This window comes from Arenicella xantha, assembly GCF_003315245.1.
Classification (GTDB): Bacteria; Pseudomonadota; Gammaproteobacteria; order Arenicellales; family Arenicellaceae; genus Arenicella; species Arenicella xantha.
Genome location: NZ_QNRT01000003.1, coordinates 14,780 through 39,917, shown reverse-complemented (window position 1 = coordinate 39,917; position 25,138 = coordinate 14,780). Strand labels below are relative to the sequence as shown.

General features: G+C 47.9%; 24 protein-coding genes. 10 read left to right on the top strand and 14 right to left on the bottom strand.

The window, feature by feature from the left end:
- Nucleotides 1-3: 3 nt before the first annotated feature.
- The 7 genes from DFR28_RS12090 to tcdA all read right to left on the bottom strand — a co-directional run bounded on the left by DFR28_RS12090 (nt 4) and on the right by tcdA (nt 7,402).
- Nucleotides 4-789, bottom strand: coding sequence for an MOSC domain-containing protein (locus DFR28_RS12090; protein ID WP_113954631.1), 786 nt, complete (start codon nt 787-789; stop codon nt 4-6).
- On the bottom strand, nt 789-2,924 hold the full coding sequence (locus DFR28_RS12085) for a lysylphosphatidylglycerol synthase domain-containing protein (RefSeq protein ID WP_113954630.1): 2,136 nt from the start codon (nt 2,922-2,924) through the stop codon (nt 789-791). The genes DFR28_RS12090 and DFR28_RS12085 overlap by 1 nt, the downstream gene beginning before the upstream one ends.
- Before the next feature lie 98 nt (nt 2,925-3,022).
- A complete protein-coding gene (locus DFR28_RS12080; protein ID WP_113954629.1) occupies nt 3,023-3,793 on the bottom strand; it encodes an acyltransferase in 771 nt (256 codons plus the stop codon).
- Nucleotides 3,794-3,840: 47 nt separating this feature from the next.
- On the bottom strand, nt 3,841-4,323 hold the full coding sequence (locus tag DFR28_RS12075; protein WP_113954628.1) for an FKBP-type peptidyl-prolyl cis-trans isomerase: 483 nt from the start codon (nt 4,321-4,323) through the stop codon (nt 3,841-3,843).
- A gap of 211 nt (nt 4,324-4,534) precedes the next feature.
- Nucleotides 4,535-4,777 (bottom strand): hypothetical protein, encoded by a 243-nt coding sequence (locus DFR28_RS12070; RefSeq protein WP_113954627.1) that lies wholly within the window; start codon nt 4,775-4,777, stop codon nt 4,535-4,537.
- Between the two features lie 263 nt (nt 4,778-5,040).
- Entirely contained in the window at nt 5,041-6,594 is a 1,554-nt protein-coding gene (locus DFR28_RS12065) for a B12-binding domain-containing radical SAM protein (RefSeq protein ID WP_113954626.1), read from the bottom strand.
- Nucleotides 6,581-7,402: a tRNA cyclic N6-threonylcarbamoyladenosine(37) synthase TcdA gene (gene tcdA, locus DFR28_RS12060; protein ID WP_113954625.1), complete on the bottom strand. Its 822-nt coding sequence runs from the start codon at nt 7,400-7,402 to the stop codon at nt 6,581-6,583. Before tcdA ends, DFR28_RS12065 begins: the two co-directional genes overlap by 14 nt.
- Before the next feature lie 53 nt (nt 7,403-7,455).
- Between tcdA and DFR28_RS12055 the strand changes: the two genes are divergently transcribed.
- Together DFR28_RS12055 and DFR28_RS12050 are read left to right on the top strand one after the other, a co-directional pair.
- Nucleotides 7,456-8,280: a TatD family hydrolase gene (locus DFR28_RS12055; protein ID WP_113954624.1), complete on the top strand. Its 825-nt coding sequence runs from the start codon at nt 7,456-7,458 to the stop codon at nt 8,278-8,280.
- Between the two features lie 67 nt (nt 8,281-8,347).
- On the top strand, nt 8,348-9,112 hold the full coding sequence (locus DFR28_RS12050) for a competence/damage-inducible protein A (RefSeq protein WP_113954623.1): 765 nt from the start codon (nt 8,348-8,350) through the stop codon (nt 9,110-9,112).
- Between the two features lie 29 nt (nt 9,113-9,141).
- Here the strand turns inward: DFR28_RS12050 and DFR28_RS12045 are convergent, their stop codons facing one another.
- Nucleotides 9,142-9,543 carry a DCC1-like thiol-disulfide oxidoreductase family protein gene (locus DFR28_RS12045; protein ID WP_113954622.1) on the bottom strand — a complete coding sequence of 134 codons (402 nt, stop codon included), beginning with the start codon at nt 9,541-9,543 and terminating at the stop codon, nt 9,142-9,144.
- A gap of 191 nt (nt 9,544-9,734) precedes the next feature.
- On the opposite strand from DFR28_RS12045, the gene DFR28_RS12040 reads away from it, so the two are divergent.
- The 6 genes from DFR28_RS12040 (at nt 9,735) to katG (ending at nt 17,460) form a co-directional block, all read left to right on the top strand.
- Nucleotides 9,735-10,631, top strand: a complete 897-nt coding sequence (locus DFR28_RS12040) for an ABC transporter ATP-binding protein (protein ID WP_113954621.1) — start codon at nt 9,735-9,737, stop codon at nt 10,629-10,631.
- Between the two features lie 47 nt (nt 10,632-10,678).
- On the top strand, nt 10,679-11,404 hold the full coding sequence (locus tag DFR28_RS12035; protein WP_113954620.1) for an ABC transporter permease: 726 nt from the start codon (nt 10,679-10,681) through the stop codon (nt 11,402-11,404).
- 24 nt (nt 11,405-11,428) lie between these two features.
- On the top strand, nt 11,429-13,198 hold the full coding sequence (locus DFR28_RS12030) for an amidohydrolase family protein (RefSeq protein WP_113954619.1): 1,770 nt from the start codon (nt 11,429-11,431) through the stop codon (nt 13,196-13,198).
- Entirely contained in the window at nt 13,195-14,265 is a 1,071-nt protein-coding gene (locus tag DFR28_RS12025) for a sensor histidine kinase (protein ID WP_113954618.1), read from the top strand. Before DFR28_RS12030 ends, DFR28_RS12025 begins: the two co-directional genes overlap by 4 nt.
- Before the next feature lie 4 nt (nt 14,266-14,269).
- A complete protein-coding gene (locus tag DFR28_RS12020; RefSeq protein ID WP_113954617.1) occupies nt 14,270-14,872 on the top strand; it encodes a response regulator transcription factor in 603 nt (200 codons plus the stop codon).
- Between the two features lie 368 nt (nt 14,873-15,240).
- The gene (katG, locus tag DFR28_RS12015; protein ID WP_113954616.1) at nt 15,241-17,460 is read left to right on the top strand and encodes a catalase/peroxidase HPI; all 2,220 of its coding nucleotides are present in this window, start codon (nt 15,241-15,243) and stop codon (nt 17,458-17,460) included.
- Nucleotides 17,461-17,751: 291 nt separating this feature from the next.
- Here the strand turns inward: katG and DFR28_RS12010 are convergent, their stop codons facing one another.
- The 3 genes from DFR28_RS12010 to DFR28_RS12000 all read right to left on the bottom strand — a co-directional run bounded on the left by DFR28_RS12010 (nt 17,752) and on the right by DFR28_RS12000 (nt 19,251).
- Nucleotides 17,752-17,961, bottom strand: a complete 210-nt coding sequence (locus tag DFR28_RS12010) for a cold-shock protein (protein ID WP_113954615.1) — start codon at nt 17,959-17,961, stop codon at nt 17,752-17,754.
- A gap of 402 nt (nt 17,962-18,363) precedes the next feature.
- On the bottom strand, nt 18,364-18,978 hold the full coding sequence (locus tag DFR28_RS12005) for a hypothetical protein (protein ID WP_113954614.1): 615 nt from the start codon (nt 18,976-18,978) through the stop codon (nt 18,364-18,366).
- A gap of 36 nt (nt 18,979-19,014) precedes the next feature.
- Nucleotides 19,015-19,251 (bottom strand): helix-turn-helix domain-containing protein, encoded by a 237-nt coding sequence (locus DFR28_RS12000; protein WP_113954613.1) that lies wholly within the window; start codon nt 19,249-19,251, stop codon nt 19,015-19,017.
- 421 nt (nt 19,252-19,672) lie between these two features.
- On the opposite strand from DFR28_RS12000, the gene DFR28_RS11995 reads away from it, so the two are divergent.
- Nucleotides 19,673-20,566, top strand: coding sequence for an amino acid kinase family protein (locus tag DFR28_RS11995; protein ID WP_113954612.1), 894 nt, complete (start codon nt 19,673-19,675; stop codon nt 20,564-20,566).
- Nucleotides 20,567-20,584: 18 nt separating this feature from the next.
- Here DFR28_RS11995 and glpQ read toward each other — a convergent pair whose 3' ends face one another.
- Nucleotides 20,585-21,568: a glycerophosphodiester phosphodiesterase gene (gene glpQ, locus DFR28_RS11990; protein ID WP_211316985.1), complete on the bottom strand. Its 984-nt coding sequence runs from the start codon at nt 21,566-21,568 to the stop codon at nt 20,585-20,587.
- A gap of 188 nt (nt 21,569-21,756) precedes the next feature.
- Between glpQ and DFR28_RS11985 the strand changes: the two genes are divergently transcribed.
- Nucleotides 21,757-22,629: a rhomboid family intramembrane serine protease gene (locus DFR28_RS11985; RefSeq protein WP_113954610.1), complete on the top strand. Its 873-nt coding sequence runs from the start codon at nt 21,757-21,759 to the stop codon at nt 22,627-22,629.
- Nucleotides 22,630-22,668: 39 nt separating this feature from the next.
- On the opposite strand, the gene DFR28_RS11980 is transcribed toward DFR28_RS11985, so the two are convergent.
- Together DFR28_RS11980 and DFR28_RS11975 are read right to left on the bottom strand one after the other, a co-directional pair.
- A complete protein-coding gene (locus DFR28_RS11980) occupies nt 22,669-23,247 on the bottom strand; it encodes a DNA-3-methyladenine glycosylase I (protein WP_113954927.1) in 579 nt (192 codons plus the stop codon).
- Nucleotides 23,248-23,270: 23 nt separating this feature from the next.
- Nucleotides 23,271-25,127, bottom strand: a complete 1,857-nt coding sequence (locus tag DFR28_RS11975) for an MFS transporter (protein WP_113954609.1) — start codon at nt 25,125-25,127, stop codon at nt 23,271-23,273.
- Nucleotides 25,128-25,138: the final 11 nt, after the last annotated feature.

Genomic DNA, 25,138 nt, shown 5'->3' with positions numbered 1-25,138 from the left:
TGCTCAACTCGCTGTGACACTCTGCCCAACTTCAATCAATCCAACTCCGCGATGCACAGCATTTTGTCCGAAAAACGTCTGCCTACCTCGGCGTCGGGTCGCCATAAGGGCCGCATTGACCTGCAATTGCTTGACTCCAGTAGCAGGGTCAATCGATGGGATAATGCAGCGCGAACAGGGTTTAACTAGCAGTAACTCGATGTCCCCAATTACCAGTTGACGCCAATCGTCTTCGGCATAAGGATCGCATCCATCAATCACGACGTTGGGGCGAAATCGGCGCATATCGATGTGGTCATCCAAATGGGTATTCAATTCATCAAGCGACGCTTGTGATGCTACTAGCAGCGGAAACCCATCAGCAAAGGCAACCGTCTCACCGGCTTTTGCATAGTCGGTATCCACCAACCTATTGGTCTGCGGGGCAATAGCCACCAGACGGCAAGCAAACCCAAGGTAGTCGGAGAACCATTGTGCGGCAAGGTCGCCACAATCACCGGCGCTTACAGAATCCCGCCATACCGTAACCTGCCTAGTCGAAATCGATGCTGGCACCGCAAGGCGTGACATCTCTGGCGCACTCACCAGCAAACAACCATGCTCAATTTGCGGGCGAATTAGACACATTTTGGGATGATGCCGCTGCGTAACAAACTTACCAGCTTGATCAACTACCATCCACTGACGGTCATGCCTGGGTCCTTGCCGATCAAAATCAAGCGAGGTAACGCTAATCGCTGCAGCCGACTTCAAAGGGTGTAAAAATAGCTCCCTAACTGTTAACGACATTACTCTGTTCCTTGCTGAATATAGACCGAAGGCCAATTATCGTTACCCGTATGAAAGGTCAGCCGCGTAGCCGTAGACGGGTCTGAGCCATGCTTCCACAGAAAGATTTCATAATCTGCCACGTCGTGTTCATGGTCTTTCTTGCCGCGACTCGCACCAAACACAATATAGCGACCGTCGTTTGATTCGATAGGCCAATATTCATGGCTAAACTCGCCAGCCAAATCGATTAACGGCTCGATTTTTAAACTGTCAGGCGACACACTAACAATACGTAGGTCGTTATCACGACCGCCTTTAGTAACTTGAAATAGACTAGTGCCATCACGCCGCCACCTTAACTCACATCCTTCTAAAATAGGCACAATCTTTTTATTGCCTGTACCGTCAACCAGCGCGGTTCCCCAATGACCATGCGGTGAACCGATATCAGATTGCCTACCAGTAAAACTCACCTCACCACTAGCGCCGTTCACGCTAGGGTTTTGCAGCGACGCATTTTTCGGCAAGCTATTATGCAGGCCAGGAATCAATACAGCAGCCTCCTTGAGTGTTTCAACATTAAGCCGCATCACATTCTGACCTGACTGCAAATACGCAATCTCATTATTACTTATCCACTCCGGCGCTGTAGCATTGGAAGCCAGCTTAGACTCAGTTCCACTGACTAAATCGAGCAGATAGATGTCCCAAGCGACCGTATTACGCTGCGACACCCAGTCTTGATGGGCACGCGAAAAAATCACTCGAGTACCATCAAATGACACTCTCGGGTAGGTTTCAGTATGCGGATGATTTGTCAGCTTAGTCAGTTCAAAACTGGCTAAGTCGAGCTTGAAAATATCGTGATTGCCATCGCGATTAGAACTGAAAACAACAAACCCTTGTAGCCCAGCAAGCTCAGCTCGCGAGCGCTCTTTAGCGGATTGTCCAGCAATGTCAGCCGCGCCAGCTGGCGGCGGCGTCAGGGACCCCAGTTTACTCGCGGCCCACAATTGATAGCCTAAAAACCCTGAACTAACTATTAATGCGCCAGCTGCCAACGCCAACGTCGAAGCCGACTTAATTGTTAGACCCGAGTCAGCTGCCTCGAGTGGCGACTCAGTTTTCGCCCTCCTAACCAGAAAAATAAAGAGCGCAAGTAAAGTGCCACCTAATAAATAATCCATACATTGACTCCAGATATGTACACACAGCATTGTCACCACAGCGGCAGCCTGATCCGCCACACCAAGCAATTGAAACACCAATGCAGACCCAGCTTCGTACGCACCAAAACTCATAAAAGTAGGAATTGGCATACTCGCGCCGATTTCTCCCCCGATCAACGCGCCAATCGTGTGCTCCATTGGAATACCGTTCAAACTATCGAAATTTGGTAGCGCCACGGCAAGAAACAATAAATACATGCCAGCATACTTTAACAGTCGTATGCCGACTGACAGCAAGACGATCAATATTGACTTACGTGCTTGACCAACGGCTTGAAGACTCTTGCTGAAATCGTCTAATAATGACAGCCCTTTGCCCCACAACGAGGTGGTTGAAACCGACCCACTTCGTTGCTGCACTAGCCTATTGAACCACGGCGTGATGACAAACAAACCCGCCAATGCCACCAACGACAAGACTAGCGCTGACAACATCGCAGCCAACGCCCAACCCTGCAGATCTCCGCCAAATAACTGCTTGCCCACAATCAACGCGATCACAACTAATACAGCCACAAAATCGAAGGCAATGGCTATGGTTAAAGAACTAATACAATGCTGAAGCTTAACGCCATAACCACGATTAAGCAGCCCGACATAACCCAGCTCACCGAGTCGTGCAGGGAGCAGGTCAACAACCATATTTCGAATACCAGTCACAATTGCCATTTGCCCGATTGTCGGCAATACATCAGAACCACTTAATTGAATCAGTAATCGATAACGATAAGCACGCACAAATAATGCGATTAGGCTTAACAGGCCATAAGCCATTACCAAACTCATCGAGGTATTTTGCAAGGCAGTAAGCACACTGGGGCGCTCTTGAGCCGGAAGGCCTGAGGTGACAAGTTGCAATAAGAGCGCCAAGATCAGCAGCGAGACCGCTATTGACAGACCGATGCGCAGAATGTGTCGAACCATAGCTTTTAAATTTGGCAATGCCGCCGATTAATCGAAGCCACATCATAACGCAGAGTCTGTTACATACTTGCGTAACTGACTTTAATGCAAGGTTTAGTCTAGCCGGCTTGCCGGTTCTTCAGTAACCGCATCGGCACGCCTGCCACGACATCATAATCAGCAACATTTTTATTGACGACTGTACTCGCCCCGATAATGCTACCAGTGCCAATACTTACGCCGTCTAGCACTTGTACGTGACTACCGAACCAGACATTACTGGCAATCTGAATACCACCCAAAGGACGCATCCCCTGCTTCTTGAACGGTAACGATAAACTGTTTGTAATATACGGGCCGCTGCCAATAAAGTAACTAAAGGCTCCGATCAATACTTCATCGCCCATCACCACGTCACTGCCTTCCATGGCGTGCACTAAAGTACTAATGCCGATCGTACAACCGGCACCAATCGAGATGTTGCCATTTTTACACGACAACACTACATTTCGACTCACAATCGTGTTGCTGCCAATCTGTATGCCGGTGTTTGCACCGCCTTTAGCATCTAACACAGCACCGTCATCAATGATGACACCATCATCGATAACGATTTTATTACCATGCCGAATTGTCACACCTTGTCCAAAAACTACGTTGCGACCGACCGATTTCAGGATACGAGGGTATAAAAACTTTCTGAGGACTAAGCCGAGCGCGCCAGGAACCCATGAACTAAATAACATGATCAGTTCATATTTAATCAGGTACCACAGACTCCCAGAGCCTAACGCCAAATCTTGGTAGCGCGCAAACGCTGACTTACTCGAATCAGTCAACTGCTCATGCAACGTACCCTCAGATAGCCCTTGTCGTTTATTATCAGTCATCAATTTTTCGGATGCCCACGGCAAACCACAACGAGGGCTAAAATCACTTAGTGTTGATGTCCGCCGACGCCGTGCACATGACCATGCTCGATTTCTTCAGCAGAAGCCTCGCGTACGGCAGACACATTAACGTTAAAATGCAGTTCTTGGCCAGCAAGCGGATGATTACCATCGACAGTCACCGATGTATCGTCCATTGCAGTTACAACCACAGGCACTGGGCCTTGCTCGGTTTCAGCTTGGAAACGCATGCCGACATCAACTTTATCAATCTCTGCACCAAATGCTTCGCGTGGCACTGTTTGGATCAGCGCATCGACTGGCAAGCCATAACCCTTTTCAGGTGGCACTACTGCGTTGACTTCGTCGCCTATCGTTTTTCCTTCCAATTGCTCCTCTAATCCAACGATGATGTTGCCAGCACCGTGCAGGTAAACCAATGGCTCTTGGTCTTTAGAGGAATCGAGGACTTCGCCTTGAGCATTTTTCAACTCATAGTGCATCGTAACGACGGTATTTTGTTTAATCATGAAAATTCCTAATTCTTTGCTTTTAGAAGACTCAGCACAGAGTGTGCGAGAACAAGAATTGGATTATGCCCGTTACGCGCCCTAAAGAAAAACGCCAGACAAAAAAAAACCTAACCTAAGGCACTCTTTCGAGCGCCTTAGGATTAGGCCTACCCCACCACATTGTCTTGAGCTTTGGACCCTACTCTACTAACCCAAGACCACAGAGTACTTAATGTACTTGATGCTCTGCATCACGAGTAATCAAGCGTCGAAGCCACCTATAACCCGCTTCGTGCATGAAACCCGTGATTAACTCCCGCGTTTCCAAATTTGATGTTGATTGATAAATCTGTATCAGCTCAGTACCTACATCTTCTGAGATGTAATCATCTTCTGTAAGACTGTGCTCGTATTCTGGTTCTCGACTCATTATTTTCTGTAATAGGCCTACCATATTGTCGTTAACTTTCATTCGTCCCCCTGTAAAAAACAGTTGTCAGACAAAATAGAAACTTTTCTACTTGGCTATTCAAAGCCCCCCTGTCGGGCTGTCGATGACTTATTTATACTGCTAGAGAGAGAAAGAAACAAACCCTTTAAGAACTTTTTTTCAAATTATCACAAATCATATAAGTCATTGATATTAAACACATATATTCTATGACAATTTGCGACATCGGGCGTATATTTTTGTCACTCAAATGACAAATACTGCACTCGCTTGTCTTAAACTGGTCAGGTATGGCGGGACTGTCGAGTCGAGTTATTTTTTCCGACCTTAGCGTCGATATTCAGCGTTTTCTTCGCTACGCCGTCGCGCCCGAGACACTTAGGCATGGACTTTAGTCCCGATGCTTGGTGGTCTAAGGTCGCAGCCGACTTGAGCGCTTGGGGAGCCACAGAGAAGCTCTCAACCCCTATTTGATACACTAGATCGAACAAACGCAGTAACGAAATTTTATGCGTTTGCCCAGTTCGCTGGTAAATCGCCTCAGCGAGCCTAGAGAATTGCTCGAATGGCTTGTCATTAACCAATAGTGGTAAGGTATTTTTAAATCGGCCAGAGTTACCGACCAAGTCCCAGTAACGCGCAAAGCGCCCGATTTGTTGGACATCAGCAAAACTAACCGTATCACTCGACACAATACTAAACGGCGGATTAGGATTAAATCGCAGCTGATGTGCATCGGTATGCCGAACGATCGGCGATCCCTTCAAACGCTTGAGGATGCCGACTTGGATTTCATGCGGGCGCAAGGCAAATAGTTGGTCAAAACTATTGGCAAAACTATCGAGAGTCTCGCCCGGCAAACCGAATATCAGGTCTGCATGAATGTACGCATCACTGTGTTCACGGATCCAGCACATATTCTCTTGCGCCTTAGTATTGTCTTGACGCCGACTAATCCGTTGTTGAACCTCGGGATTAAAGGTTTGAATACCAATTTCAAATTGTAATGTCCCAGCTGGAAACTTGGTAATCGCCTGTTTAAGGGCATTCGGTAGATGATCGGGAACCACCTCAAAGTGTAAAAATAGATCGTCGCTTAGCCGCTCCAAAAAAAAGTCCAATATACGCAGACTGTTTTTAATTTTTAAATTGAAAGTGCGGTCCACAAACTTAAAGTGTCGCGCACCACGCTGGTACAGCGTATCCATTTCAGCAAGAAATAGCTCCAAATCAAATGGCCATGCGGTTTTATCCAGCGCCGACAAACAAAATTCACATTTAAATGGGCAACCGCGAGACGCTTCGACATACAACAAACGATTTGCGATATCGTCTTCCGTATACAAATGATACGGCATTGCAATCTGATCGAGCTTAGGTTGAACGCCAGCTATGATCCGCTCCGGCGGCTCGGATCCTTGTAACAGTTCACCAACTAACTGAGCAAAACTCACTTCGCCCCAACCGGTAATTACGTAGTCACTCAGCGCTATAATTTCTTGCCCTTGTTGTTCATAACTTACTTCTGGCCCGCCCAACACTACTTTTGTTTCTGGCGATACCGTTTTTAGCAAACTGATTACTTTTAGAGTTTGCACCACATTCCATATGTACACGCCAAAACCAACTACTAACGGCTGGCGCGCGAGTAACTCTTCAACAATGTCTTCGGGGCGAGCATCGAGTGTGTATTCGATGAGTTCACAGCGCTCCGCAAGCTCACCTAAATTTGCCTTCAGATAACGAAGACCGAATGCAGAATGGATGTAACGAGCATTGAGTGTACACAAGACGATGTCTTGTTGAGGAGTGGAAAAACAAGCATTAATCGGAAGCATGTGCCAACTCATTAATTACGAACCCAGATGCGACAAACGCAAAGCTCGCGGTTACGTGCGTGATTGAACCCATTCCACCAGCACAATTCAAGGCGTTGGACGAGCGATTATTTGGATCGGCCACTGGCCGTTGTGCGCCAACTCCACCAGCGCCATCGGGATACACCAACTGCTCATCAGAGTACACGCACGGCACACCGAATGACCGCTTTGGGTTTCGCGCAAAACCATACTCTTGACGAAGTAATTTACGTGTCTTAGACAGTAGCACGTCGTGCTGTGTATTAGATAAGTCACAGCGACGAATCTGCGTAGGGTCAATTTGACCACCAGCGCCACCAACGGACACAATATTGATTTTGTGTTGACGACAATAGTTTATCAACGCCGCTTTAGTACGGTAATCGTCAATACAATCGACCACATAATTAAAATCTTGGCGGATAAGCTCGGCTAGATTGTCACGAGTTAAAAACTCGTCCACCGGATGAACCACACAACGCGAATTAATGGCAGCAATCCGCTCCTGCATCACCCGTATTTTATCGCGCCCAATAGTATCCGCAGTTGCCACCAACTGACGATTAATATTGGATTCAGACACCACATCCATATCAATCAACGTGATGCTACCCACAGCGCTGCGGGCCAAGCTCTCAGCAACCCATGAGCCAACGCCACCAATACCGATAACACAAACATGGGCATTACTAAGCTTCGCTAAACCACGATCACCATACAGGCGCGCAACACCACCGAAACGGCGTTCGAATTGTGCGTCATCGAGAGATGAATTAGATGCCGTCATACTTGCCATCGGAATAAATGCTAAATAGATATTGAATACGTTAAACTTAAAAAATGAGCACCACACCTGCAATTATTGATACTCACTGCCACCTGGATTTTGCGGTATTTGATGAAGATCGAGACCAGGTGCTGAACCGCTGTGCGATTAACAATGTGCAAACAATTATCAATCCAGGCGTCACCGCAGACACATGGCAACGCACCATCAACCTCAGTCAGTCGACCCCAACATTGCACTTTGCGCTCGGCTTACATCCACAATTCATTGAACACCATCAACCGCAACATTTATCGCAGCTAGACACCTTAATCGAAACCCACCGACCTGTTGCGGTTGGCGAAATCGGCTTGGATTTCTATGCAGCCCAAAGACCGCAATCGAACACAGGTGGCAAGAATCCAGAAAGCAGCACTCAAGCGAATCGTGAAAAACAGCAACTTTTCTTTGTTAAGCAGCTAATTATAGCAAAACAGCACAATTTACCGGTGATAATTCATAATCGTAAAGCACACGACCTTTGCTTGAACCTCCTTAGCGACACCGTGGTAGCAGGCGGCACGATTCACGCCTTTAATGGCAGCATTCAACAGGCGCATAAATACCACGAAATGGGTTTCATGCTCGGCTTTGGCGGCATGCTTACCTACGAACGATCCAGCAAGCTTAGAGCGCTGGTTAAACAGTTGCCATTGAGCGCCATCGTATTGGAAACTGACGCGCCGGACATGACGGTGTCAGCACACCAAGGCGAGCGCAACAGCCCTGAGTACCTGCCGTTTGTGTTGGCCGCGGTAGCCGAGATAAAAAACCTTAGCGTGGAGCAGGTTGCTGAGGTTACTAGCCAAAATGCGCAACGAATATTTAATCTCACCTAGGGTATTATTTAACCACAAAATTTCTGCAAGACCTCGTTTTGACTAGTCTTGGCTTACTGACAATATTATGAAAAATACACTTACTGCAGGCGTTCTATTAATTGGCAACGAATTGTTGTCAGGCAGCATAGAAGATAGAAACCTAGCGCACATCGCAAAGACCTTAGAGCAACGCGGAATTCGAGTGCGTGAAACGCGAATCGTGCCAGATATCGAAGCCGAAATTGTGACCGCGGTAAACGCCCTGCGACAACGCTATGATTATGTATTTACCACTGGCGGCATCGGCCCGACCCACGACGATATAACCTCAGATTCTATTGCCGCCGCATTCGGCGTGGAGAATGTCATTCAACAAGAAGTATATGACCTTATCGACGCTTACTTGTCCGGCAAAGGAGTCGAGTTCACGGCAGCAGCTCAGCGTATGGCATACGCGCCACAAGGAGCTGAAATGATCAAAACAGATCAATCGATCGTACCAGGGTATCGCATCGACAACGTGTATGTGATGGCCGGAGTACCCAGAATTATGCGCATCATGCTCGACGGCATCGTGGCTCACCTAAAAACCGGCGTTGCGATCCATAACGCCAGCGTACACGCCAATATTGGCGAAGGTGAAATCGCTGCAGCACTGGAAGCGATACAGAACCGCCATCCAGACATAGACATCGGCAGCTACCCACAAGACAAAGACTCAACCATCAGCCAATATCGCGTTATCTTTGTGGTTAAAGGCACCGATTTAAACGAAATTTCCGAAACCTGCGAACAAATCTACCAAGCTTGTATGGATTTAGGCGTCGAAGCGATTATTCCAAGCGGATAAGAGTGAGGGTTTTAACCAGCCACCTCAACTCAATCATTGTTGGGTTGCTCTAGATTATTGATCTTAGGTTTTCCACGCACTTTTAATAGCCCATTTCTAAGTGCACGTAATAGTGGGTATAAACGATTAGCCCGTGATTCAGACTTAAACAGCCAATAATTTATTTGGTTAAATACCCCAGACCGACGACCAAATCCAGCCAATGCATGCAGTGCTTGTGCACCGTAGTACAGACTGCCGTCAACCTCCAGCACCATGCCTTGATCGAGGTCGAGCTGCGCTTTGTTTACTTCATCTATCAACTCATGATCTTGGCGGGCGTCCACCAACATCAAATTAGCCGCTGACGACTCCAGCTCAATGGATTCACAATACAGCCGGCATACAGGGCATTCGCCGTCGTACACAAGTCGGCATTTTGTTTGAGGCATAGCGTTACACAGCGCATTTTGGCAGAACAAGTAATGTCAGTATGACCGAGGCATCGCGGTCGCGCTACTGCCTATATCAAAAGCTCTGATATGACAAATGTCACCTAAAAGTGGTGATACCCATCAATAGTTAGCCGAACCATCCATAGGCATAGTAGACGCTACACTACAGACGGCTCATCGGAGGTCGAATGCTCGAACCTATTCATGGCTCACCAATCATCATTGATCGGCTAACAAAAACATTTGGTACAACACGCGCTTTGGATGAAATCAGCCTAAGCTTTCCAAACGGTGGGATTACCGCTTTATTGGGCTCGAATGGCGCAGGCAAGACAAGCTTGATTAATTGCGCGCTCGGACTCGAACAACCGAGTAGTGGCTCGATCACGGTTCTCGGCGGAAAGGCCGGAAAGATCGACATAAAGCGACGCATCGGGGTAATGCTGCAGGATTCTGACTTACCCGACCAACTGACCGCGCGCGAACACATCAGCCTATTTTCTACTTACTATGAAAAACCGCACGACATCAATGCACTGCTGACTCTTTGTGAGCTAGATGGATTTGCCGATACCCGTTATAAGAAGCTATCTGGTGGCCAAAAACGCCGCGTGCAATTCGCATTAGCCATTGTTGGTCGTCCACAACTGGTATTTCTCGATGAACCCACTACCGGCTTAGACATCGATGCGCGCCGCGTGCTCTGGAATACCATTCGCGACCTACGAGAGCAAGGCACTAGTGTGGTATTGACCACGCACTATTTAGAGGAAGCCGATACCTTGGCGGACCACATCATTGTCATGAACGCCGGAAAAATTATCGCCAATGCGGCCAGCGCAGACATACGCGCGGCGGTAAGTGGCGCGGTCATTCGTTGTCAGACAAGCCTCAACGAAAACCACCTTGCAGCACTGACTGGCGTTCAAACTGTTCAAACATCCGGCCGATTTATTGAAATTTTGACCAATAGTGGCACACAGACCTTGCGCGAACTACTCAGCCTAGACGACCTAGTCACTGAGTTAACGGTAACCAAACCGACCTTAGAGAACGCGTTTAAGCGCCTAACCTCGAACGGTTAGCTCGCTCAAATTTATCTTTTCGCCAAACACAAATCTCAGGACACGATATGAATATCTACCTTAATGAAGCCGGCGCCGAAATATTAAAGGCTCTGCGCGCCCCAGAGTTTGTACTCCCAACCTTATTAATGCCAATGGCGTTTTACACATTATTCGGCGTCGTATTGCCTGGCGCCGATAATAATGCGCCCTATCTACTCGCGACATACGGCGTATTTGCGGTGATGGGTCCGTCGATTTTTGGCTTTGGCGTCGGCGTGGCCAACGAACGCGACCGTGGCTGGTTACAGCTCAAACGCGCTGCACCGGCACCAGCCTTTGCATATATATCAGCCAAACTTATCACCACCTTGTTGTTCTGCGCAGCAGCGCTCCTTCCAATCTATTTAATTGCCGGATTTTTAGGCGAAGTAGCATTACCGCGTGGTACGTGGACCCTATTATTTGTATTGCATTTATTTTCCGCCGTACCGTTTGTATTAATTGGCTTAATCCTTGGCTTTTCTTTGAACTCCGGAGGAGCCGTTGCGGTCTCGAACATTGTGTTTCTAGGGCTCGCTATTCTCGGCGGGCTATGGTTCCCAGTCTTTATGTTCCCTGCCCCCATGCAAACCCTATCGGCCTTCACTCCGTCATTTCACCTCGCCGAACTCGCTTTATGCGTTATTGGCGCGCCAGGCGAGCGCAGTCCACAACTGAATCTCATTTGGATCAGTGTAATGACTGCATCGCTCGGCAGCTTAGCCATTGCTAGTTGGGCGCGTCAGCGCTAGCCCATTCATTAAAAGGTACTCCTCATGTTAAAAAAAATCTTCTGGATCACGCTAGCTAGCGTGTCCATGCTCGCCATCGGTGTCATTAGCCTTCTACCAACACCGCATTCTGTAGTGCTTAACAGCAATAGCTTTATTATTAAACATGCCCACGTATTTGACGGAGAACAAGTGTTACGCGACGCCACAATTGAGATTCGCGATGGAATAATTCAACACGTCGGAAATGATCTAGTTAGCGATGCGCTTCCAATCATCGATGCGTCAGAAAAATGGCTCATTCCCGGATTAGTTGATGCGCATACACACAACTTCGGATCGGCGCTGTCCGACTCACTAAATTTCGGCATCACCACCAGCATCGACATGTTCACCTCAGCCGACGTAATTAGTAGTGCCAAAACTGACCGAAACGCGTTAACCAAAACCGATAAAGCAGATCTGTTTAGTGCCGGCATGCTGACAACCTCTCCCGGTGGTCACGGCACGCAATTCGGCATTCACGTCGACACTCTAACTAAGCCAGAACAGGCCGCGCAATGGGTAGCCCGGCGTCAAGCGGAGGGGAGCGACTTCATAAAATTGGTTTACATGCCCAACAACTCAATGTTTAGCAGCATTGATCGAGCAACCGCAACCGCGGTTATCGAGGCAGCGCATAACGCCGGATTACTAGCGGTCGCACATATCGACACACTTGACGACGCGACCGCCATGCTGGAATCGGGCATCGATGGCTTAGTACATGTATTTGCCGATCAAGCGGTCTCGCAGGAGTTTCTAGATTTAGCGCTCGAAAACTCTATTTTTGTGATCCCCACATTATCGGTGCTTGCGACGGTTGACCACCAACGAAGCGGCGCAATACTTGCCAACGACCCATCCATTAAACCTTTTTTAAACAGCGCTAGCCGGCAACAATTAGAAACCGATTTTGGTGACGCGACATGGCCAGGGTTCAACTTTAAACTAGCCCAACAAAATGTCCGTCGTATGCATGAGGCAGGCATCATGATCTTAGCTGGGTCAGACGCTCCAAACCCAGGAACCACCTATGGCGCAAGCTTGCATCAAGAATTAACTATGCTGGTCAGCGCCGGACTAACTCCTAGAGAAGCTTTACGCGCAGCAACCATTTTGCCTATGCAAGCGTTTGGAATTAACGACCGCGGCAGAATCTCGGTCGGTCAGCGAGCTGATTTTTTGCTCCTCGATAACAACCCCATTGAAAATATTAATGCCACACGAAACCTACACCAAATTTATAAAAATGGCTTTGCAGTGAATCGCACAACCACCTCGGCTAATGTCGTCAGCTCTAAAATTTCCAGTGGCTATCTCAGTCAGTTTGCACAAGACTTAAACGGGCCGTCAAACTTAAACTGGGCAACCACCGATGACCGTATGACCGGCGGTAACTCCAGCACCAAACTACGGCGAACCAATGGTGTACTAGAAGTTCAAGCTAACGTGCAACAAGGCTTCATGTTTCCCTGGGCTGGGGCGGGCTTGTTTGGCGATACAGCCTTAGACATCAGCGATTATCATGAACTGTCTTTCATGGCCAAAGGTTCCCCCGGAGTCTACCAAGCATTGAGCTTTTCCGGCAGCATGGCTGGCGCACCGCCCGCACAGACATTCAACCTTACAGAGGAATGGCAAACGTTTCGATTGCCTCTAAAGCAATTTCACGGACTCGACTCCAAACAACTGATTGGCTTCGCAATAGTCGCTGGCCCTAGGCCCGGAAAATATAAGTATTCACTAAAGAGTGTTACTCTCGAATCACAATGAAATTCCAGGCAAACAATATAAAAGCCCTTGGCTCCAGACCCGAGTTTTACCTAATTTACTTGGTATTCTATATTACGCCGTGGTTTTTCCAGTCGCCGAGTAAGACCGATATCATTGCTAGCATTGTTGGTCTTATGGTTTTCTTACCGGTTTATTTTTTAGCGTTTAGGGACCCATCGCGCGACAATATTCCGCACACTGTCGCCTTTGTTTTGATCGGCTTTGTGCTATCTCAGTTTAACGGCGGCTTCACTGTATTTCATATCTACGCATGCGTACTCACGGCCTATACGCGACCGGAGCGCAGAGCTTGGATTGGGCTGGCGCTGGTTAGCTTCTCGTTTATCATTTTCACCGTCGCCACTAACCAACCTTGGTGGGTCTATTCATTTCCGCTGGTCGCCGGCTTTGCGATCGGTGTCGGATGCATTTACGGTGCTAGCCAAGATGAGCAAGTCGAACAATTACGGCGATCGCGTGACCACGATACCCAAATGGCTACCTTGGCCGAACGTGAACGCATTGCGCAAGACTTACACGATCTGCTCGGCCAAACCCTGACCATGGTCGCGTTGAAATCCGAGGTTGCGAGCAAACTAATTGAACGCGACCCGGCTAGAGCCAAACAAGAAATAGAGGAAATACGGCACACGTCACGCGAAGCACTCGCCAATGTTCGAGAAGCCGTCGCCAACATGAACCAAACCAGTGTCGCTAAAGAGTTGCACCGCGCACGCTCTATACTGACCTCCGCGGGAGTCGACTTAGAGGTAGTTGGTGAACTACCAAAACTTGATTCGCACGTCGACCGAACCTTAGGACTAGCGGTACGCGAAGCGACCACCAATATTGTACGTCACGCACGCGCGAACAAAGCTCAGTTAGTATTCGAGCAAAACCAACAAACATTTAAATTAATCATCCATGATAACGGCAAAGGCACCATCACCTCCGAAGGTTCCGGACTTAGTGGATTACGGCAACGCATCGACGATCTCGGTGGTCGCACCCAAATCGACACGCTAGCCGGCGTGCGTATTTCATTAACTATTCCACTGACTCACTAACATTATGATTACGACTATTCTCGCTGAGGATCAATCCCTGCTACGCGGTGCTCTCGCCACACTGTTATCGTTAGAAGCTGACATTGAAGTTTTAGCGCAAGCCTGCGACGGCAGCGAAGCATTAGAACACGTGAAAAAATTGCGTCCCGACGTGCTGGTTACTGACATCGAAATGCCTAATAAATCAGGCATCGAACTAGCGCAGGAAATTCAACGCTTAAACCTCGCCACCAAAGTTCTGGTGGTAACCACCTTCGCACGACCGGGGTATTTAGAGCGCGCGCGCGCCGCGGGGGTATCAGGCTACGTCTTAAAAGATGCACCAAGCGAAGATCTCGCGCAAACAGTACGACGAATTGCTGCCGGGCAAACCGTCATTGACCCGGCTCTCGCAGAAGCCGCGTGGGCAACAAGCGACCCATTAAGTGATCGTGAACGGGCAATTCTACGATTGGCCGAGGCTGGGCACACCAATAAACGCATAGCCAAACAGCTTCATCTATCTGCCGGTACCGTCAGAAACTACTTGGCTCAAGCTACTCAGAAACTAGGTGCGGGCAATCGCATTGAAGCGTTTCGAATCGCTCGTGAAAACGGCTGGCTGTAGCATTCTAGAGCGTTCGCGACCTTTACCAACGTCAAAAAATAACATAAATGTATTCAGCTCCGCCGAACGTGAACCGCCTTCCTCGGTTCTATAAATAGCTGGAGCAGTATAAAGATCAAAACAAACCGGTGCTCGAAAACGCCGATACCACTACTTCTCCAGCATCACTCTCACCGCTCGATCCAACCTAAGATGCGCTATTGGGCGCTAACTATTTCTTTGTATAACAGCGGCAATCGATTTAGTTCGATCAGAAAAGCCGATAATGACCATCTAATAATTGAATTGGTTTCTTGACATCAATCGATTTATCTTGTTAGGGATAGATAAAGTTAAATATCCATATACCACGCAAAGGAGCGAATATCATGTTAAAAAAGACTATCCCCTTATTAGCCGCCGCCACGCTCATCATCGCTGCGACAGCCCCGATTACCGGCGCCGCTAGGCAAGCCAAGCCTAACAACTTTTGGTGGCCAGACAATTTAGACCTTTCACCTCTACGACAGCATAGCGCTGAATCAAACCCGCTCGGTTCGGAGTTTGACTACGCCGCGGCATTTAACAGCGTTGATCTCGACGCACTAAAGCGCGACATTGAGGCGGTTATGAAGACATCGCAAGACTGGTGGCCAGCGGACTACGGTCATTATGGACCATTCTTCATTCGCATGGCTTGGCACAGTGCAGGGACTTATCGCGTGTCAGATGGCCGCGGCGGTGCAGGCGGCGGACAACAACGCTTTGAACCTTTAAACAGTTGGCCAGACAACGCTAACCTAGATAAAGCACGCAGGTTATTATGGCCGGTAAAACAAAAGTACGGTAATGCTATTTCCTGGGCCGATCTGATGGTTCTAACTGGCAATGTCGCACTTGAGTCGATGGGCTTCAACACCTTTGGTTTTGCTGGAGGGCGCACCGACGACTGGGAACCAGACCTAGTTTATTGGGGCCCTGAAACTGAATTCTTAGGCGATGAGCGCTATAGCGAAGGCCGAAAACTTGAAAAACCGTTAGCCGCTGTACAAATGGGTTTAATTTATGTCAACCCTGAGGGCCCAAATGGCAACCACGACCCACTTTCTGCAGCCCAAGACATACGTGATACGTTTGCTCGCATGGCTATGAATGACGAAGAAACGGTCGCACTTATCGCTGGAGGCCATACATTTGGCAAAGCTCATGGCGCTGCAAAACCAGACGAATGCGTTGGCCGAGAACCTGCCGCCGCGGGGATCGAAGAGCAAGGCCTTGGTTGGAAAAATAAATGCGGTACAGGCAACGGTGCCGACACCATTACCAGCGGATTAGAAGGCGCATGGTCAGCAAATCCTATTGCATGGAGCTCACAGTACTTAGACAACCTTTTCGCATTCGAATGGGTTCAAGCCAAAAGCCCCGCCGGCGCAGTACAATGGGTTCCGGCCAACGGTCAAGTGGCCAACTTGGTTCCTGATGCGCACGACAAATCTAAGCGACATGCACCCATAATGTTCACTACCGACCTCTCGCTCAAAGTCGACCCAAGTTATCGTGAGATCGCTCTACGCTTTCAAAAAGACCCTAAGGCTTTTGAGTTAGCCTTTGCCAAAGCATGGTTTAAGCTCACTCACCGGGACATGGGCCCGCGCGCGCGTTATTTGGGAGCCGATATACCTAGCGAAGAATTGATTTGGCAAGACCCAGTTCCCGCACTAAACCACGACCTAGTGAACGCTAAAGATATATCTAACCTCAAAAATAGCCTGCTTGCCTCAGGTATAAGCACGTCTCAACTGGTCAGAACTGCATGGTCATCAGCCGCCAGTTTTCGTGGCACCGATATGCGCGGCGGAGCAAACGGGGCACGATTACGTCTCCCACCGCAAAAAGACTGGGAGGCCAACAATCCTAAAGAGTTAGCAAACGTGCTCGAGCGCATTGCGACAATACAACAAGAGTTCAACGAGGCTCAACGAGGCAACAAGCGCGTATCGTTGGCCGATTTGATAGTACTTGGAGGTGCTGCAGCAATTGAACAAGCAGCCAAACAGGCAGGCCACTCAATCTCGGTTCCATTCACACCGGGGCGCACCGACGCCAGCCCTGAGCAAACGGATATTGCATCTTTTGCCGCTCTTGAGCCCAGTGCGGACGGCTTTCGCAATTATTTTGCTGAAGGCAGCACTCGATCACCGGGCGCCATGATGATTGATCGTGCGAACATGTTAACTCTGAGTATTCCAGAGATGACTGTGTTGGTCGGAGGAATGCGTACACTCAACGCCAATACTGGTGAAGCGGCACACGGCGTGCTCACAGACAAACCCGGCACGCTAAGCAATGATTTCTTCGTCAATCTATTGGATATGTCGACACAGTGGTCTAAGTCTGACACGCAGGCTGGAATTTACCAAGGTCACGACCGTACTAGCGGCAAACTGAAGTGGACGGCAACTCCAGTCGACTTAATGTTCGGATCAAGCTCTGAGTTGCGTGCTATCTCTGAGGTATACGCCAGCAGTGGCGCTGACGAGAAATTCATCGAAGATTTTATCGCAGCATGGAACAAAGTAATGAATTTAGATAGATTCGACTTAATATAATAATGGCAATAAATTAGCCCCAAGGGATCTACCGGCTAGCCAGAAGAGCGCGCCGGCGAACAGAGTCTTGAGCTCTGTTCGCCGGTGATTTTTTAGCTGAACTCAGCTAGCACCTAACTACAAACTAGCCATCACTATAAAGCAAAAAAAAATCCAACCACCGAATGAATCGGAGATTGGATTTTTTGAGCAAGTCGGCGATTTAGCAATCGGCCGATTTGATCTATGTTTTGTCAGAGTGCCAAATTAATCAGCACTCTGAAGCTGAACTACGTTCAGCAGCATCCAAATCTAGACGCAAACAATCGCTTCAGCTTGTGGGCCTTTTGCGCCTTGAGTTAAGTTGAACTCAACTTTTTGGCCTTCTTGCAATGTTTTGAAACCAGAGTCCAAAATAGCACTGTAGTGTGCGAAAACATCAGGGCCAGATTCTTGCTCGATGAAGCCAAAGCCTTTAGTTTCGTTAAACCACTTTACAGTTCCAGTTGTTGTATTAGACATGTGTATTACCTTTAAATATATAAAATTTATAATGCCTCAATGAGGCGATGATGCAGAAAAATTGAAGCGGGGATTTATAAACTTTGAAAAGGTAAAAACTTCTGGAGGGTAACAAGCAACTATTTCTACTATACGAGGGCACTAAAATAGTAACAACGGATAGGCTAAGCGGGATGTAACAACTACGAGGAGATAACCGAAATACGAAGGATCTAAACTGGCTGAATCTTTAAGCTAGTCTGCACCATACAGTAAATTTGACGTATGTACAGCGTTTTCGCTTTTTTGTTCACTAACAATCAAGCAACTGGAGCGTCGACAAAACTCACAATAGCCGCACCAATTCGGTTAACGAATCAATTTGAGCCGATAACTAAGCCCTGTTGTTTAGCAGACATGAGGCTAAACCACCTCAATCGATTCCGGCTTGGTTAAGAAAAAAGCCGCCAACACGATAAGAGAAACCGGGAAGATCACGATCGAGGCTGGAGAAAAAACCACGGTGACTTCAAAGACACCTTGGATCAACGTCATAACCGCAAATATTTTCACCAAAGTAGGTAACTTGCTGGCGTTCGCGAGTAATACCAAACCAATAACAACGTCCAACAATCCGCACACTAGAATCACGCCAACCGTGAGCGAGAAGCCGACGGCTAACAACAGGTCTTTATTCTGCATCACAATCGCATCCGGCAGGATGGCCGCGGCCAAATCGAGGCTCAAAGTACCAATAAAGATGGCGTTTACGCCGACCATGATCAACAACAATAAATCGATGCGTTTAAAATTCAACTGGTCATTCAGAATAGTTTTAACGCTTAGATATACATAAATCACCAACAGTCCGATCGCTAAAAACAGCACATCTGAAAACGTCAGCATTAGCATATTTTCCCATGCCGCAGCCGAGATACTCAGCGCACTTCCAGTTAACTCGCCTATCCAATACAACGGATACAGTATCGCTAACGCAATCGCAGCGACTCCAGGTAAGATGTAATCATTATTTTGCATCACCGCTCTCCAATATTGTTGTTCCAAAATAGACTGTCATGACGAAACAGCTTCGCCGTCGGTGGCCGCACTTCCAACATACTCAAGAATGTCACCGGGCTGACAACCCAGCTCTCGGCAAATAGCCGCCAACGTCGAAAAACGTATGGCCTTAACTTTGCCAGTTTTGAGTAGCGACAAATTAGTCATGGAAATGCCAATTCGATGAGACAACTCTTTTAGAGACATCTTGTTCTTTGCCATTTCCACGTCAAGATTAATTCGGATATCCATAGGGTCAGCTTACTTCAAAAAACAATCTTTTACAAAACATATTTTATGTTTATCATAAATTTATTATTCTTTATCACTATTTTCACAAACAGAAAACTCGCACTTAACAGTGCCACATTAAATGACCAATAAGACCAACCACTCGAACAACAGAAGGTCAAACGACAGTTGATTCGAGTGTCATTTTAGATTTACTGATTCAAATTCAATAATTTGATATAGTCCCCCCATGGCGCCGATTTGACTCCGATTGCGGGCGCGGAAATAAATTCAGCTAAAGCGAGCCCGAACGAGAATCCTTCTCGGTTGGTGCTTGGTTGATGTTTCCCCTGATTGGCCACATGTCCTTCGACGCTACTCCTTTATTGTGAATAACAGTGTCGAAACACACAACCATTGACCAGCTAGTTACGAGTACCCCATGAGCACCGAGACAACAGCCCTGAGCGAACAAGCAGCCCTGAGCGAAACAGAAGCCCTGAGCGGAACAACAGCCTTGAGCCTACCAAAAGGCGCCGCAAACACAGAAACCATCGTATTGAAATTTGGTGGCTCAGTTCTTCACAGCCAAGCCGATTTCGAGCGAATCCATTCAGAAATCCATCGGTATCGCTCGCAAAACATTAACGTCATCGCCGTCGTTTCAGCATTTTTCGGAATGACCGAACAGTTAATTACACAAGCAACCGCAAAACAACTCAGTACCGATTCTGTTGAGTTTGCAACATTAATCGCTAGCGGCGAATTTCAATCCGCAGCGGCTTTGGTTAACTTTCTGACCCAACACGACTTAAAAGCGTCTTGCCAAACACCTGCTGACCTTGAGTTTGTTGCGCATGGCGAGCGCACCAAAGCAACTCCCACCAGTATAAATGCAGTTAAGATCAATTCGGCGCTAGCACAGACGCCGGTGATTGTGGTGCCAGGTTTCTCGGCCGTTGACCAACACGGCGAATGTGTGCTGCTGGGGCGCGGCGGCAGCGATATTAGCGCTGTGTGCATTGCCCATGCACTAGGGTTGGAAAGCGTACGACTGCTCAAAGATGTGAATGGCTTATACGATCGAGACCCTAACAAATTCGCCAACGCAAATCGCTTAGCATACGTGGACTACGCAACCGCGTGCCGCATTGGCGGTGAGCTGATTCAGACCGAAGCAATAGACTTTGCCGCCACCAAATCGATCGCAATTGATGTCGCCGGTATCGGCTCAATCAAGCAATCACGTATTGGCCCAAAACGCTCAGAGCAAACAACGAAGGTCGTTGCCACCACTGACAATGTATCCGCGAATAAATCTTTGCGCAGCGCTTGAATCTGCCACCAGGCAAACTTAACCACCAGCCAGATACTCAACCACCAGATCTGGGAAGTCCGTAAAAATGCCATTGATGCCAAGTTGTTTGAACAGCAGGTCGAGCAACATCGGTGAGGTTACACTAGGTGGCAATGCATCTTTGCGAAACGTATAAGCGTGCACATCGAGCCCTGCCATCTGAGCATGTTTCGCCAACGCGGTGGGTTTAAACGTTGAGGGGCTCGCTAACTGCGGAATCCAAACCCCAACCCCCTGCGCAACCTTAGCGACTTCAGACAAGCCGCTTGGTGTTTTCAAATAATCATAATCAGAGTCGGATTCGCTCCAATCGTTTTCGCCGATGAGCTGTATTAACTTAAGCTTAGCGCCAAGCTCCACACGGACTCGCTGAGTTTCAGCAAAATCAAAACACTGTAAATAGATGCGCGCATCGGCGCTGTCGAGACCATGACGACGAAGCACCTCTAGCACCACCACAGAAATATCCGCTCCTTGCGCACGATGCCAAGCCGGTGATTTTATTTCTGGATACAGGCCGACGTTTTTTGAAAATTGGCGATTGAGCTCACCAATTAACTCGATTTGCTCCTCAAAGGTGGCAATAGTAAAACCAGCAGAGCCTTGGTAACGGCCGGGGAAAACCTGATCTCCGTTGAGCTCCCGTCGTTCATTCACCGTCAGCGATTTAAGTTCGGCTAAGGTCAAATCAATCGCGTAAAAGCGACCGTCAGCGCGCTTTTTCTTGGGAAATTTTTCCGCCACGTCGGTAACTGTATCTAAGTGAATATCATGCAGCACCACCGGCACACCATCGCGACTAAGAACAACATCTTGCTCGATATAGTCAGCGCCTTGTGCAAACGCCAAGGTAATCGCTTCTAACGTATGTTCTGGCAAATACCCAGACGCCCCACGATGCGCAATAACCAGCGGATCAGCCATCGTTGGCGAAGACAACAACATCGATAACATCAAAACCATGCTCCATTTTCTTGACATACAAAACACCTATTATGTTTAACCATTCACGTCACGTCTATTGAACCAATAACAGCAGCAAAAACCCACAGGGGCACCTATGAAACGGCAAGCTATGATCCGCTAAACCGAACCTAGCACGCCACTATGACAACAATGCAAATGGCATTCTCACTTGAATTTGAATAAGTCGGTCGCATCAAACCTAAATGAGTTACGCCGCCCTTTTTCATTCAATCGATTCTGCTAAATGTCAGGAGTTTAACTTAGTACTGCAAGCAACAGGATTTGACAGCCACTTAGTACACTCTGGATCTCGCTACTATCTACTGATAGATCATGAGCGCGCCGAGCAAGCCTACCAGCAGTTGCGCTTATATTTAAGTGAGAACGCGGAAGAAGAAGTTCTGGCGAAACCACTTCATCCAATCTCAAAAGGCTTTTTAGGTGCCTATCTTTATGGCTTGGCATTACTAATAGTTGGCGCTTTTAGCAGCCTTAAATTATTCGGACAAAACTGGCAAAACCAAGGCGTCGCGCACTCCGAGAAAATTTTCGATGGTGAATGGTGGCGCACTATCACCGCATTAACGTTACACGCCGATGCCGCGCATCTTATTGGCAATATCGGCTTTGGCGCGCTATTTGGCATTTTGGTATCGCAATACATCGGTAGTGGCGCCGCGTGGTTCAGCATCCTAATTGCTGGCGCACTAGGCAACGCCCTCAACGCCTATTTGTACCAAACATTACACTTATCGATTGGCGCTTCAACCATGGTATTCGCTGCGCTGGGCATCCTCGGTGTGTTTGCCCTGAATGACCGTTACGCCTATGCCCAACGTGGGTTAAGGCGCTGGGCACCGCTGATCGCAACACTGGCTTTACTTGGATTTTTGGGCACCACCGGTGAACGAACCGACGTAATGGCACACCTCACAGGCTATTTTAGTGGCTGCATGACCGCGCTAGTCTGGATGACAGTACTGCGACGTATGGAGAGCACCGTACCCGCCCAAGGAGTTTTTGCGACACTTAGCCTAGTTATCGTGGTATTAGCGTGGGCTTTAGCATTAACCTAACTATCTCATGTTAGCTCAGTCAAACAGCCGCTAATGGGGTTACTTAGCTTCTTTGTTAAACCGAAAACAATCTTGGGTGTGATCAACAACCATGCCACAGGCTTGCATAAACGCATAACAAATAGTTGAACCAACGAACTTAAATCCACGTTTTTTCAACGCTTTGCTCATTGCATCCGACTGTGCGGTAGTGGCTGGCACCTCAGACAAAGAACTTGGCGTATTCACAATGGGCTTGCCGTCAACAAACGACCACAGAAACTCCGAAAATGTCGGGCCGGCATTTTTCTCAGCCAACGACTGCATCTCTAAATAGAGTTGGGCATTTACAATGAAGGCATTCACCTTAAGCTTATTTCTAATAATCCCGGCATTAGCTAACAACTCACCACGCTTAGCCTCATCGTACTGAGCTATTTTGACCGGATCGAACTGGTCGAATGCATCACGATAATTCTCACGCTTTTTCAATACAGTAATCCAGCTTAAACCGGCTTGCGCACCTTCAAGATTTAGCATTTCAAACAATTCACGATCATCAAACACGGCCACGCCCCATTCTTGATCATGATACTGGCGATACAACTCACTACTCTCGCACCAACTACAGCGCGACAGACCATCCTTAACTAAGCTATCGTTCACTTATGTTCTCCGCGTAACTCCAGAACTTTTTCTTGCAATACTAAGCGCGTCGCCTGCTTCGCTGGAACTGGGTCGCCAGCCACCACGGTTAATTTACGCATAAACGCGGTAGGCCAACCTTTTAATGCACGACCGCGCTTGCGTGATGACCATGTTCCCCACATACCGCGTAAGGCCAATGGCACGACCGGCACCGGCGTCCGCTTTACAATCTGGTCGATGCCCGGTTGAAATTTACTCATCTCGCCGTCACGAGTGATGCTTCCTTCAGGAAAAATAACCACTAACTTACCCGCTTCTAACTCTTCCGCGATACGATCAAACGCCTCGTCCACCAACTCAGGTCGTTCCCGCCGATTCCCAATTGGAATAGATTTCAAGCCTTTAAACAAATAGGTAAATAACGGGACCTCATAAAAACTGTACCACATCACAAATCGCGCTGGCCGAGGCAATTCGCCAAGCAAAATAGCTGGATCAAAAAAACTTACGTGATTGCAGACCAACAACGCAGGACCCTCTTTGGGTATTTTATCTAGATCTTTGGTGTCAATGCGATACACCATGTGCATCAACAACCAACTCAAAAGCCGCAGAAAATATTCCGGAATCTGATAGAAAATATAACCAGCGACAATCAAATTCAGAATCGCTGCAATTTTAAAAATATCCAATACCGAAAAATCTAAGGCGAGTAACACCGCACCTAGCGCACCGGCCACCACCATAAAAATTGAATTAAAGATATTGTTAACGGCAATGGTTCGTGAACGCTGTTGCTCCGCGCTGCGAGTTTGCATGAAGGCATATAACGGCACGATAAACAGGCCCGCGCTAAACGCGATCATCGTTAGATTGGTAATGACCCACCATGCGCCCGGCAACTGAATAACCTCCGTCAAGGTTCTAAGCGAGTCGCCCGCGACAATGTCGGTTCTACTCAACTGCCAAGTGAAAAAACTAATTCCCAAGGCACCAAACGGCACCAAGCCCATTTCAACTCGCCCTCGCGAAAATACCGCACAGGCAAACGATCCGAGACCAATCCCAACAGAAAATGTAGCTAATAATAAGGTAGCGACGCCGGCATCTCCGGACAATACTTCTTTGGCGAATACCGGAAACTGGGTCAGTACAATTGAGCCAAAAAACCAAAACCAGGAATTTGCCAAAATCGACATAAACACCGGCTTATTGCGGCGTGTCATGCGAATAATTTCGAGGCTACTAGTCCAGATATTGAACGACATATTCAGTGTCGGCGATGCCGCCGGCGCAGCCGGAATATATGCGCTCGCCAAGTAGCCGAGCACAGCAAACCCTACAATGCTCGCCATCAATGCGTATTGATAACTCAGATCACTAGCCAGCGTGCCGCCCAAAATAGTACCGAGTAAAATCGCTATAAAGGTGCCAGATTCGACATAAGCATTGGCGTCTAGAATTTCGTCGGGGCTAACATGTTGCGGCAAAATACTGTATTTAATCGGGCCGAAAAAGGCCGACTGAGAACCTAATGCAAACAAAACAAATAGCATGAAAGGCACGTGATGAAAGTACAACGCCAAACTGCCCATTAGCATAATCACGATTTCTGCTAATTTGATGTAGCGGATCAAACGAGCTTTCTCATATTTGTCGGCGAGTTGCCCAGCAATAGCGCCAAACAAAAAATACGGCAGAATAAAGGCTACCAGCGCAATATTGATAATGACCCCTTGGTTTTCCTTGGCAAGGAAATAAGTAATCAGAATCGCAAACGCATTGCGGTAGATATTGTCATTAAAGGCGCCTAAAAACTGCGTACAAAAGTACGGAAGAAAACGCTTCGAGCTAACCAAATGTTGAGCCATATTAGATTTTC